This is a genomic window from Acidobacteriota bacterium, from assembly GCA_020853395.1.
Taxonomy (GTDB): domain Bacteria; phylum Acidobacteriota; class Vicinamibacteria; order Vicinamibacterales; family SCN-69-37; genus JADYYY01.
In genome coordinates this window covers 74,936-87,690 of sequence record JADYYY010000003.1, presented here as the reverse complement: position 1 = coordinate 87,690, position 12,755 = coordinate 74,936, and the positions used below count along the sequence as shown (strand labels likewise).

The 12,755-nt window shown below is 63.5% G+C and carries 9 protein-coding genes; 3 read left to right on the top strand and 6 right to left on the bottom strand.

Translation table 11 applies throughout. The features are described 5' to 3' along the window. Nucleotides 1-11 precede the first annotated feature (11 nt). A complete protein-coding gene (locus IT184_03205) occupies nt 12-341 on the bottom strand; it encodes a PadR family transcriptional regulator (protein ID MCC7007799.1) in 330 nt (109 codons plus the stop codon). A gap of 468 nt (nt 342-809) precedes the next feature. Here IT184_03205 and IT184_03200 point away from each other — a divergent pair, with 468 nt between their 5' ends. The 3 genes from IT184_03200 to IT184_03190 all read left to right on the top strand — a co-directional run bounded on the left by IT184_03200 (nt 810) and on the right by IT184_03190 (nt 5,318). Then, a complete protein-coding gene (locus IT184_03200) occupies nt 810-1,859 on the top strand; it encodes a hypothetical protein (protein ID MCC7007798.1) in 1,050 nt (349 codons plus the stop codon). Nucleotides 1,860-2,361: 502 nt separating this feature from the next. Beyond that, a complete protein-coding gene (locus tag IT184_03195) occupies nt 2,362-2,697 on the top strand; it encodes a PadR family transcriptional regulator (GenBank protein ID MCC7007797.1) in 336 nt (111 codons plus the stop codon). A gap of 2 nt (nt 2,698-2,699) precedes the next feature. After that, nucleotides 2,700-5,318: an ABC transporter permease gene (locus IT184_03190; protein MCC7007796.1), complete on the top strand. Its 2,619-nt coding sequence runs from the start codon at nt 2,700-2,702 to the stop codon at nt 5,316-5,318. Nucleotides 5,319-5,506: 188 nt separating this feature from the next. Here the strand turns inward: IT184_03190 and IT184_03185 are convergent, their stop codons facing one another. The 5 genes from IT184_03185 to IT184_03165 all read right to left on the bottom strand — a co-directional run bounded on the left by IT184_03185 (nt 5,507) and on the right by IT184_03165 (nt 12,661). Beyond that, nucleotides 5,507-8,647, bottom strand: coding sequence for an efflux RND transporter permease subunit (locus tag IT184_03185; protein MCC7007795.1), 3,141 nt, complete (start codon nt 8,645-8,647; stop codon nt 5,507-5,509). 7 nt (nt 8,648-8,654) lie between these two features. Beyond that, complete coding sequence (locus tag IT184_03180) at nt 8,655-9,842, bottom strand: efflux RND transporter periplasmic adaptor subunit (protein ID MCC7007794.1); 1,188 nt, start codon at nt 9,840-9,842, stop codon at nt 8,655-8,657. An 88-nt stretch (nt 9,843-9,930) separates the two neighbouring features. Further along, a complete protein-coding gene (locus IT184_03175; protein MCC7007793.1) occupies nt 9,931-10,230 on the bottom strand; it encodes an NIPSNAP family protein in 300 nt (99 codons plus the stop codon). Between the two features lie 326 nt (nt 10,231-10,556). After that, nucleotides 10,557-11,993, bottom strand: a complete 1,437-nt coding sequence (locus IT184_03170) for a HAMP domain-containing protein (protein MCC7007792.1) — start codon at nt 11,991-11,993, stop codon at nt 10,557-10,559. Next, nucleotides 11,990-12,661, bottom strand: coding sequence for a response regulator transcription factor (locus tag IT184_03165; protein MCC7007791.1), 672 nt, complete (start codon nt 12,659-12,661; stop codon nt 11,990-11,992). Before IT184_03165 ends, IT184_03170 begins: the two co-directional genes overlap by 4 nt. Nucleotides 12,662-12,755: the final 94 nt, after the last annotated feature.

Sequence of the window (12,755 nt, the reverse complement as noted above, 5' to 3'; positions counted from 1 at the left end):
TGCCTTCTCGATCAGACGGTACGAATGACGACGTTGATGGCCGCAGACAGACGATTCCACGCGGCGATTTCCCGTCTGAGATGGGCGCGGCCGGCGCGGGTCAGTGCGTAGAACTTCACGTCGCGGCCGTTCTCCGCTTGACCGACCCTGCCGGTGACGTAGCCCTGGCGCTCGAGACGGTACAGCGCCGGATAGAGCGAGCCCTGTGGCACCTGCAGCACGTAGTCGGAGATCTGCTGGATACGTTTCGCAATGGCCCAGCCGTGCCGCGGGCCCAACTCGAGCGTGCGGAGAATGAGGAAGTCCAGCGTGCCCTGCACGAGATCGGTTGGTTTACCCATGTGTCTACTTTGATTATCTACAATAGCAAGCATATTGTAGATTGTCAATGTAGTCGGGTCAGGCCGGATCGTGTCTACCGCGAGCTCCGATACGCCCGCTCGGGCGAATGGCGTAGGTCTTCGGCTATCACGTCATCAGACTGGGGCGGTGCCGGGCAACCGCCCCAGGCGCCAAAGGACGACTTCCCTCCTTCCATCTAGACCGTTCGGAGCGAGCGCGCCCGCCGGTGTGCCCAGCTTCTGTGCCCACCAGATGCGACTGAATGAATCTCCTCACTCGGGCCGAACCTGGGAATCGGTCGCCCCGCGCGGGTCAGGACGAACCTGCTGGCGCGGCAGCATGGCTCTGCACGACCTGAATCATTTCGCACGGAACGGTGTCCAAGAGTCAGATTCCTGAATCCCAGTCCGCTCGTCAGCACCAGAAAGCGGCTTGATCACAGAACAACAACGGTCACGGAGCCATCATTGGCAGTCGAACTGACAGTGCGAACGCGCTCGACACAGATCTCGTCACGGGTATCCCTCTGCCTTCTCCTCCTCGGTGCTGCGTGCACACGTTACGCCGTCCCGGTCGATCCGGTCGCCGGGATTCTCGAAGCGTTTCACTCGCATCAAATCGTCGCGTTGGGTGAAGGAGGCCACGGGAGCCTTCAAGCACACGCGTTTCGTCTCGCGCTCATCCATGATGCGCGGTTCCCTTCGATCGTCAACGATGTCGTCGTCGAGTTCGGCAACTCGCGCTACCAGAAGATGATGGACACCTTCGTTCAGGGTGGTGATGTGCCACACGCCGAGCTGCGGAGGGCCTGGGAGGACACGACCATGCCCAACACGATCTGGAACGTTCCGATCTACGAGGAGTTCTTCCGCGCGGTCCGTGACGTGAATGCGAGGCTTCCTCCAGAACGACAACTGCGAGTCCTGCTCGGCGATCCGCCGATCGACTGGCAGACCATCCGGACCCACGGCGAGGCCGTCGAGTGGATCGGCCAACGGCACCATGTCATCGATGTCATCGAGCAGGAAGTGCTGCCCAGGAATCGCCGCGCCCTCATGATCTACGGGGATGGTCATCTTTCTCGAAGCGCCAAGTGGGCGGGCGCGTCATCCGCCACCCCGACCCTCGTGAATCGACTCGAGCAACAGGGGGTGCACACGTTTTCCATCTGGACGAATGTGACCGCGCAGATGGAACTCATGCAGCGCGACATTGCGTCGTGGCCAGTCCCTAGCCTGACACTTCTTCGCGACACGAGGCTTGGACGACTGAACTTCAAGTACTTCGCCGGCCTCGAGACCGAACCGCCGACGACGATGGAGGAACAGTACGACGCGGTACTTTATCTCGGCCCGGTCTCGTCGATCACCTGGTCGGAGTTGACGGCCTCCCTCTGCAGCGATGCGGGCTACACGACGATGCGTCTCGCGCGCATGGCCCTCGCGACTCCCGGGGGCGCGGCTGGAGGGGACACCGACGAGTTCAAGAAACGATGTGCACGGTTTTCAGGTCGGTGATCACCGATATTCTGCCCGCCATCTCGTTCACGCCGGTGCGGATCCGATTGCGTCCTTTCGCAAGCATCCCGGCCGCTTCGGAAGGTCGGGGCGCTGCGCCCGCGTTGCCGCGTCTTGTTGAAATCGGCCGAACCGCACCGTGAGCGCAACCGACGGCGGTCACCGCAGCCCAGTGACGGTCCTTGTGTTCGGCACGTCAGAGACATCGCCGAGTGAAGCAGCCTCCATCCCCTTCTCGAGCTGATTGCAGGAGAGTGATCGGACCAACGTTCATGCGGGTCAACGTGAGGTGCGCCCACCACCTGCGCCCCCAGGGCCACGGATAGACACTCATCACGGGTTCGACGCCGCCGAATGACGAGCGTAGGCTGACTGGACGACGCGAACGACCCCGAGCGCGGCGGAGCGGCGCAAGAGCTCCACTTCCCGACAACTTTCCGTCACGCTTGACAGCGTTATGTCGAAGCTCTAGGCTTATCTGTCGAAGGTTGATGCTACAACCATGCCGCCATCCCGGTTTCCGATTCCACAGGGCACCCTCGACATGCTGATTCTGCAGATCCTGTCGCTCGACGCCGCCCATGGGTACGCCATCGCGCAGCGACTTCAGCAGGTCTCTCGAGGCACCGTCCAGGTCAACCAAGGATCGCTCTATCCGGCGCTCCACCGGCTCGAGCAGCGAGGCTGGCTCGAAGCCGAGTGGCGACCTTCAGAGACGGGTCGCGAGGCCAAGTTCTACACGTTGACCAAGACGGGACGTCGCCAGCTCGCGGTGGAACGAGCCAGCTGGAGCCGACTCAACCACGCGGTTGAGCTGATCTTCAACGAAGGACGGTAGCTATGAGCCGGCCTCCATTTCGCCCGAGCCGCGAAGGCCAAGAACGCGATCTGCATCGCGAGCTCGCGTTCCACGTTGAGTGTCGAACTGCGGAGTTCGTCGACCGCGGACTGGACCCAAGCGAGGCGAGGCGTCGCGCCGTCGTCGAACTTGGAGGACTCACGCAAGTACAGGAAGGCGTTCGGGACTCGTGGACGTGGGCTCGACTGGACACGCTCGCGCGTGACCTGCGCCACGCGGCCAGGAACCTTCGCAGGAGCTGGGGCTTCGCGCTCGGCGCGGGCGCTATCCTGGCGATGGGCATCGGGACGAACACGGCGATCTTCTCCGTCGTGCATACGGTACTCCTCACGCCGCTCGCCTATCCCGGAGCTGAACGCATTGTCGCAGCGGAAACGCTCTGGACGAACACAGGACGGACCAATCCCAATGTCTCGGGCCCGGATTTTCTGGACTGGCAATCCGAAACTGGCGTCTTCGATCGCCTGGCACACTTCAACGGCGACGACCAGATGGCCACGACGGTCAACGGCCGCGGGGGATTCGGCAGCCTCCTTCGCGTGTCAGGCGATTTCTTCGAGGTGTTCGGACGCCCGGCGGCGGCAGGACGATTGCTGAATCGTGATGACAATGTGTCGGGTCAAGGCGACGCAGCGACACCGCCGGTGGTCGTTGGCTACGAGTGGGCCGTCGCGAACTTCGGGTCGGCCAACGGGGCGCTGGACAAGACGTTCCTGCTCTATCGATCGCCGGCGCAGATCGTTGGCGTCGCGGCGCCGGGGTTTCACTATCCCGACGAGACCAATATCTGGATTCCGGCCGGACCGACCGATCGCGCGAATCGCAACGCGGCAAACTATCGCGCCGTCGGCCGCCTCAAAGAAGGCCTAAGCCTCGCATCCAGTCAAGCCGCGATGCGGGGGGTTGGCGACCGGTTAGCAGCGCAGCATCCCGGTAACCGTTTCAAGAATGTCTCACTGACTGCGTTGCAGGAGCAGTTGACCGGTCACGTGCGCGGCACGCTGTGGATGCTCATGGGGGCGGTCGCGCTCACGCTCGTCATCGGCTGCGCGAACATTGCGAGTCTGCTTCTGGTCCGGTCGGCGGCTCGCGCGCAGGAATTCGCACTGCGTGCGGCGCTCGGGGCGGCCCGCGGGCACCTGGTGCGGCAAATCGTCATTGAGAGCAGCGTGCTCACCCTCGTTTCCGGCAGTGCGGGTCTGTTGCTGGCGCATGGACTGGTCCAGGGCTTCGTGGCGTGGGCGCCGATCGCCCTGCCCCGTGTAGACGAGTTGCGGATTGACGGTGTCGTGCTGCTCTTCGCGTGTGGCCTCTCGATCGCCTCGGTCCTGCTGTTCAGCTTGATCCCCGCGGCCCGCGCGTCGAGCCTCAATCTCACCGAGGCTCTGAAACAGGGCGGCACGAAAGGCGCCGTTGGCGGCCGAAGCCACCGGCTTCGGTCGGCACTCGTCGTCGCGGAAATCGCCGTGTCCATCATGCTGCTTGCCGGCGCGGGATTGCTCCTCCGATCGTTTCAGAAGCTGAACGAACAGGATCTGGGGTTCACGACCGATCGAGTTGTCGCTGCATACACGCAGTATGCACTGGGCGACGACCGCACAGTGGCTGTGCGAGCGGCGTTCTTTCGCGACGTTCTGGCGCGTGTTCGCGCGTTACCTAGGATCAAGGCGGCAGCTGGCGTAACCAGACTGCCGCTTGCCCAGGAACGTGGCGTATCGAACGACTTCTTCATTGACGGACAGGCCGTCCCGCAGCCGGGAGAGCGGCTTCAGGCGTTCTCGTCATCGATCACGCCAGACTTCTTCAAGACCTTGAACGTCCCGTTTCGTGCCGGACGGGATTTCACCGAGGCCGATACACCGAGCGCCCAGCGCGTCATCATCGTCAACGAATCGCTCGCGCGGGCGGCGTTCCCCGGGCAGCCAGCAGTCGGCCGCCGTATCAGTCGAAATAGCAGCGGTCCATGGCTCGAGATCGTCGGCGTGGTCGGTGACTCGAGATGGCGAGACCCGAGCGTGCCGGCACGACCGGAGTTCTATCAAGCGTCAGCGCAAGGTGCGGGCGGTTCGCTGACAGTCATCGCACGAACATCAGACGACGAGACCGCGATCGCGAGCGCGGTCCGGAGAATCGTGCAGGAGACCGACCCGACCGTGCCGGTTCGCGTGCAGACGGTCGCGGAGATGTTCGGACTTGCGCTGAGCTATCCGCGGTTTCGTACCCAACTCATCGGCGTCTTCGCGGCAATCGGCGTCGTGCTTTCAGCCGTCGGGATTTTCAGTATGCTCGCCCATCTTGTCAGCCAGCGTACACGAGAGCTCGCCGTGCGCAGAGCGATCGGAGCTGCCCCAAGCCACGTCGTGCGCCTCGTGCTCGGCCAAGGCGTTCGGCTCGTCGTGGCCGGTGTTGTTCTGGGCATTGCCGGTGCGCTTCTCGGCGGCCGGTTGCTCACGGGCGTCCTGTATGAGACGTCCCCGTGGGATGTGCCGACCTACATCGGCGTTCTTGGCGTGCTCGGGCTCACGGCCGTGCTCGCGATGCTGCTCCCGGTCCTGCGGGCGGCGAGAATCGATCCGCTCATCGCGCTGAGGTCCGAATAGGCTCTCGGCTACTCCATCCGCTCTTCGATCTTCTTTTTGAGGATGATCGGACCAATGTTCATGTGGGTGAAGGCGCAGTGCGCCCACCAGACGGCCGACTGACCGCGCGATATCCGGCGTTGGTCATCCCCGGCCGGTGTCACCGGACCGGATCACGCCAACAAGACCACTACCCGAACCCTCGCGGATCAGCTGGGAGATCGAAGCTTCGCGAACGACACCAAACGACCTACGTTCGCGAATTGCCCCATCCGGGCCCATACCGTCGATGTCTGTACGTCGTCAAACAGCGAGTAGAAGACCGGCACCGCGAGAAGCGTCAGGACCAGACAGAGCGACTGGCCACCGACAACCAGCACACCGATCGAGCGGTTGGTGCCGGAGCCGGGACCACTCGACAGCACGAGCGGAAGCATGCCTGCGACAAGCGCCACCGTCGTCATCAGGATTGGCCGTAGACGATCGCGATTCGCCTGCAGGATGGCCTCGTGTCGCGCCATGCCACCGTTGCGCAGGTTGTTCATGTGGTCGATCTGAAGGATCGCGTTCTTCTTGACGATTCCGAACAACAGCAACAGCCCCAAGCCGGAGTAGATCGTGATGCTCTGGCCGCCGATGAGCAGTGACAGCAAGCCGAACGGCACCGCGAGGGGCAGCGTCAGAAGGATCGTGATGGGATGCAGGAACGACTCGAACTGCGCAGCCAGCACGATGTACATGAAGATGAACGAGAGCGAGATCGCGATCAGGAAGTAGCCCGCCGTACGCGCCAGTTCTCGGGAACCACCAGCTGCGCCGGCCACATATCCCGCCGGCATCTGAAGGTCGGCGGCCGCGCGATCGAGGGCCGCCGTGGCCACCGATTGTGACCCGCCCGGCGCGAGGTTCGCCGACAGCGTGACCTGGCGCTCCCGATTGATCCGCTGGATGGAAGACGGGGCATCCGACGGACGTATCCGCACCACGTCACCTAATGCGACGGGAGTGCGACCGGCAGCCGATACGCTCAAGCGTTGGAGCCCTTCCGGCCCGGTTCGGAATCGTTCTTCGGCGCGAAGCGTGACCTTGAACTGGTAACTCTGGTCGTCAAACGTCGACACCCGTTGGCCGCCGACGAGCGTATTCACGGTCTGAGCGATGTCCTGGACGCGGATACCGAGATCGGACGCACGTTGGCGGTCGATCTCGACACGAAGCTCGGGTCGTCCGGCCCGCAACGACGAATCCGGCTCGACGAGCCCAGGGATAGTCTTTATCTTTTCCATCAACGTCGCCGCATACGCCGTCAGCCGCTTCAAGTCGGGTCCGCGAATCGCGTACTGGATGCCTCCGCCTCCGCCTGGCCCACCAGTGCCACCGACGCTTGTGTACAGGTCTGACGGATAACGTCGTAGCAGCTCTCTCACGCGCACCATCACGTCTTCCTGCGAGACGTCGCGAGCATCCAGGGGAACGAGCCTGACGTTGATCGACCCCGCGTTGACGCCGCCAACGCCGCCACCTCCTCCGAGCCCCCCTCCACCGCCGCTGGCACCACCCGTGACCAGGGTGTCCGTGATCTCCGGCTGCGCGCGCAGGTCATTCGCGATCCGTTGCACGACTGTCAATGTTGCCGCCAGCCCGGTTCCCTCTGGCGTCCTTACGTTCACCTGAAATTCCGATCGGTCGTCGGTCGGCGTGAAATTTGCGCCCATCACCCTCGCGATCGGAACGGTGCTGACGATGACCAGCACGCAGATAGTCACAACGGACCACCGATGCGCCATGGACCAGCGCAGGAGGACCATGTACGTCCGGTCGATGGGACGGAAGAATACAGTCTCCTTCGAGCTTGCGTGACTGGCACGCTCACGTGTTTTGATGAATCGCGAGGCCAGCATCGGCGTGAGGGTGAACGAGACGAACAGCGACACGCCGATGGCAAAGGCCGCGGTGAGTCCGAAGGAGGACATGAAGCGGCCCACGATTCCGCCCATGAATCCGACCGGGACGAAGACCGCCATGAGCGACAGCGTTGTGGCCATGACGGCCAGGCCGATCTCTCGGGTGCCCTCGATCGCCGCTTCGAACGGACGCATCCCCTTTTCCTCGATGTGGCGGAAGATATTCTCGAGGACGATGATCGCGTCATCGATGACCACGCCAACCATCAGGGTCAGCGCCAGCATCGTCAACTGATTGAGCGTGTAGCCGAGCGCGCGCATCAACGCGAACGTCGAGACGATCGAGATCGGAATCGCCAGTGCGGCGATCACCGTCGTGCGGGTGTTGGCCAGGAACAGAAAGATCACGCCGGCCGCCAGGAGACCGCCAAGCAGCAGATGTTCTTCGAGCGACCGGACTGCGGCCTCGATGAAGATCGACTGGTCGCTGAGCACATACGTCCGGATGTCCGACGGCAGCGTCGCGGATAGTTCAGCGAGCCGTGTTTTCACGTCGCCGGCAATGGCGACCGTATTCTGACCCGATTGCTTTGACACCACGAGCGTGACCGCCGCTTCCCCATTCAGGAACGACGCACTGCGAAGCTCTTCCTGCCCATCGACGACGGTTGCGACATCCGCGATCCGCTCCACATACTGGCCACGCGTGGCTACTGCGACGCCCTCGAAGTCCTTCGGATTCGTGATCCTCCCAAGGGTGCGAACCGTCAGTTCCTCGCTGCCTTGCTGGACCCGTCCCCCGGGCAACTCGATGTTCTGCTGCCGCAACGCTGTCGCAATGTCGCTGACCGTGAGGTTATGTGCGCGCAGGCTATCGGGGTCGACGCGAATCTGTATCTCACGGTCCGCGCCCCCGACAATTCGCACTTCGCCAACGCCGCTGACGCTCTCGAGCGCCTGCTTGATCCGTTCGTCCGCCAGCCGCGTCAAGTCGCGCAGCGGACGACGACTGGCCACCACGATCTGAAGAATGGGCTGTGCGCCAGGATCGAACTTCTGCACGACAGGCTGCAGGGCCGTGTCGGGCAGATCTCGAATGACGAGGTTGACTTTGTCGCGAACCTCCTGGGCGGCTACGTCGCTGTCCTTGTCGAGCAGGAATGCCACCGTGACTTGCGACGACCCTTCGACGGACGTCGACCGCAACTCGTCGATGCCGCTGATCGTGTTGACGGCCGCCTCGATGGGCTTCGTGATTTCGGTCTCGATCTGCTCAGGTGACGCGCCGGGATTCTGCACCGTGATGGACACGGTCGGCACATCGATATTCGGTAGGAGGTCTACCCCAAGGCCGAAGAACGAGTACAGCCCGACGACCGTCAAGGAGACCACCAACATGGTGGCGAACACCGGCCGGCGGACACACAGTTCAGCGAGAGCGTGCATACGACATCTACCTCCCGTCGTTCCGGTTGCCCGTTTGCGGTCCTTCGGACACGGTCGCCACCCGAGCTCCGTCATACAGTTGGTCCAGCTTGCCAACCGCGACGACGGTTCCTGGGCGGAGACCCGAGTCGATTCGCACCTTGTCGCCAACGCGGTCGCCTGCCTGCACGACAAGCAGGCGCGCCGAGCCGGACTCAACGGCGAACACGCCGTACGACGTCCCGTCAACGATGGTGTGCAGCGCGTTCGTCGGGACGAAGACCGCCTTTTCTAACAGTGGAAGACGAACATGGGCCGTGGCGAACATCCCGGGGGTCAACCGGCCGTCCTGGTTGGCGAAGCGCGCTTCCGCAGTCATCGCGCGTGATGCCGGATCGATGGCCCGGTTGAGCGCAGAGACAAAACCATCAAAGACCGTTTGTGAATAGGCGCTGACTTCCGCGCGCACGGGCATGCCAATCCGAAGTGTCATCGCCTGAGCCTCGGGCACCCGCAGCTCAAGCTTGAGCGGCTGAATACGGATCACGGTCGCGACTCTCGAACTCGGCGCGACGTATTCGCCGACGGAGACCGACCGCGCGCTCACGTAGCCGGACAACGACGTCCGAACCGTCGTATCGTCGACCGCCTTCTCCGCGATGGCGACCTGCGCGCGAGCGGCTGTCACGGCCGCGTCCGCCACGACAGCTTGCGTGGCCAGGGTGTCGGCCTCACTCCGCGCGACGAGTCCCTTGGCTTGAAGGGCGGTCCGCCGCGTCGCATCCTCGCGTGTCCGCGCGGCAGAGGCTTCCGCCTGCTTGAGAGACGCTCGGGCCTGATCCAGGCGCAGACTGGCATCCCGGCTGTCGAGCCGAAAGAGGATCTGGCCGGCCTGCACTGCATCTCCGACGTTGACCAACGTCTCTGCAATCTGGCCGGCCACCTGCGGGGTCACCTGGAAGGTCTCATCGGCCACGAACCCGCCCGTCGCCTGAACCACGGTCGGGATCTCCTGCTCCGTTGCGACCGCCGTGGCCACGGACACGAGCCGCGATTCGTCGGCGGTGGCCGTTGCCGCCTGCGCATTCTCTGCTGCGCCACGGCACGCAGAGAGCGCCAGCACGGTGCCGAGGCACGCGGCAACATGTGCGAAGGACCGCAGCCAGCGTTGCGGTGACACGTCAGCGGAGATCACAGTGGAGGCGTCGAATCTCATACAGTCTTTTCTCGAGAAGATGCGCATACCCTCGCCCGCGGTCACGTCGGGTTCGCCGACGTCACGGCGGACTCTTGAGGGCTCGTTGCTACTTCAGCGGTCCGTAGTCGGTCGCGATCATGAACTCCTGCGTGACCTGCACCGAGACCTGAAACTCCGCGCGGGACGTGGTCCATTCCGGATCGGCGAAGAACTTGGCCCACAGCGCGTCACGGGTCGCTGCGTCCTGGAACGCGAGCAGATAGATCAGCGTGTCCGGCTTCGACACCGGCTGCCAGAAGCCCACCACGTCGAAACCCAGCCGCTTGAAGGTGGCCATGAACCGCTCACGGAAACGAGCGTGGTTCACGTCGGCGTTGCCTGGCCCTTCGGGACGAACGGTGTACATGCGGAGCTCGAAGCAGCGCGACCCCTTCGCAACGTTCTTCATCTCCGCCGGCGGATTCGGACCGCATGACGCCGGGGTCGGAGTCTGGCCTCGTCCGGCGGCGGGCGCGACCTGGCCCGCGGGCGCGGCCTGAGCGGCGACGGTGGCTGCCGAGAGCACGAGCGCCGCAGCGCTAGAGATGATGAATTGAGTCCGCATCGCCTGCTCCTTTGTCGGGTGCTCGGCAGAACACCTCGGCAAGTGGGAATCGTAAGTGGGACGCCTTAAGGTTTGCTTAAAGGGGGACTCATGACGCGGGAGGAGCCGGCCCGGCCGACCGTGCTGAGCTAGCCAAGCAACGGCGACACCGCGGAGGTGTCACTTTCGGGCAAAGGTGACGACAGCGGTAACTCGACGGTGAATGTGGATCCCTTCGCCAGCTCGCTCGAGACGCGAATCGATCCGTGATGACGTTCGACGATCCACCGCGCGATGGCGAGACCGAGCCCGCTGCCACCGGCCGCCCGTGAACGGACCTTGTCGGCCCGCCAGAAACGGTCGAACACCCGCTCCACGTCGTCAGGGGCGATGCCGATGCCGGTGTCGCTGACGGCGATGACCGCGTTGTGATGCTCCACAACCAAACGCAGGTTCACGGCAGCGCCGGGAAGGCTGTACTTGATGGCGTTGTCCACGAGCACCAACAGCAGTCGCCGAAGCGCCGTCTCATCGCCGTCGACAACGACCGACGTCGAGCCCAGATTCGTGGATACCGCAATGCCCTTTTCCGATGCCAGGGCGTTGGCTTGATCCGCCGCATCCTTGCAGAGCGACGACAGATTGAGCGGCACGAGCGTGCTGGAGCGATCCTCCCCCGAGTCGCTGCGCGCAAGGAGGAGCAGGTTATCCACGAGGTTGGCGGTATGTTTTGACTCGCGCAGGATCTTCTGCATGGCGTCCACGAGTTCCTCTCGCGGACTCTCGCGGCGCAGCGAGAACTCCGCAGCCGTATGAATCAACGCCAGCGGAGCCCGAAGTTCGTGTGACGCGTCAGCCGTGAACTGCCGCAACTGTGACACAGAGTGGTCGATGCGGCCGAGCATGGCATTCAGGGTCTCGGAGAGCCGCCGCAGCTCATCGTTGGCACGAGGTACCGCCAGCCGGTCAGAGAGATTCTCAGCGCTGATACGTCTGGCGTCATGCGCGATCTGTTCGACGGGCGCCAACGCCCGGCCGGACAGCCAGTACCCGCCCAGGCTCGCCAGAATTAACGCGATCGGAATGCCAAGCATGAGCAACCGGCCAAAACGAACAAGCGACCGCTCGCCCACGGTTAGAGGTTGAACCAGCTCCGCAGTATAGCGACGGCTGTCGATGGCGATTGCCGTTGCGGCGAGCCTGACGTGTTCCTCCTGATCATTCCGCACGGTGCGAAACGTGATCCGACCGGTCTCGACTGCCGGTGGCGGCGCCGAGAAATTGTTTTCGAGGCTGGGAGACTGGTAGACCAGCCCGCCCTGCTCGTCGAAGACGCGGAGGAGGTTGTCTCGAAGGCCGATCATGCTGGCCTGGCGAATCGCGGGAACCAGCTCCGTCCGACGTAGGTGAATCTGCAGACTCGTCTGAAACAGATCCAGATCACGCTCGAGACTGCGATCGACGGAGACAGCCAGGCTGCTGCGAGCGGCAATCCAACTGAGGGCCGCCGTCGCCGTCACCATGATCGTCATGATGAGCGCGTACGCGGCCGTCAGCCGAAACCGAATCGTGGCGACGCGGCTCATGCCTCGTCTCTCAGGCTGTAGCCGATGCCGCGCTCCGTTTGAATCAGTTTGCGTGAACCGGGCGGATCAATCTTGCTCCGCAGAAAGCGGATGAAGACTTCAAGGTTGTTGTTGCCAACCTCGCGAGCGCCCCACACCGTATCGAGAATCCGATCCCGCGTCACAACACGGCCCGCCGATCGCGCGAGGCACTCGAGGATTGAGAACTCCGTCCGTGTGAGTTTCAACTCGCGGCCGGCGCGCACCGCAGTTCGCTGGCCGAAGTCGATCGCCAGATCAGCAAAACGGAATTGCCTGGCTCGGCCCGCGTCAGGAGGCCGAGTTCGCGCGCGCAGGCGCGCGGTCAACACGGCGAGCGAGAAGGGCTTCGTCAGGTAGTCATCGCCGCCCGCATCGAGGCCCCGCACGATATCTTCGGGTGCGTCCCGTCCGGTCAGGAACAGAATCGGTGTCCGAAGCCCCAGAAGCCTGGCGCGCTTGGTCAACTCAAACCCGTTGATGGTCGGCAGCATCACATCAAGCACCAGGATGTCGAACGATGTCGTCTCGATCGCCCTCAACCCTGCCGATCCGTCGAAGTAGGTCGTCACCGAATAGTGCTCTTCTTCCAGTGCTCTCCGTACGTAGTCGGCCAGTTCGCGATCGTCTTCGACAAGCAGCACCCGCATGTGCAAGGTTCCCACATCAACACCAGCCGACAGGCCTACAGGCTACTCCCGGGAGTCTTTTCTGGCCAACGCCTGGATGGATCCCCAGGCGCTG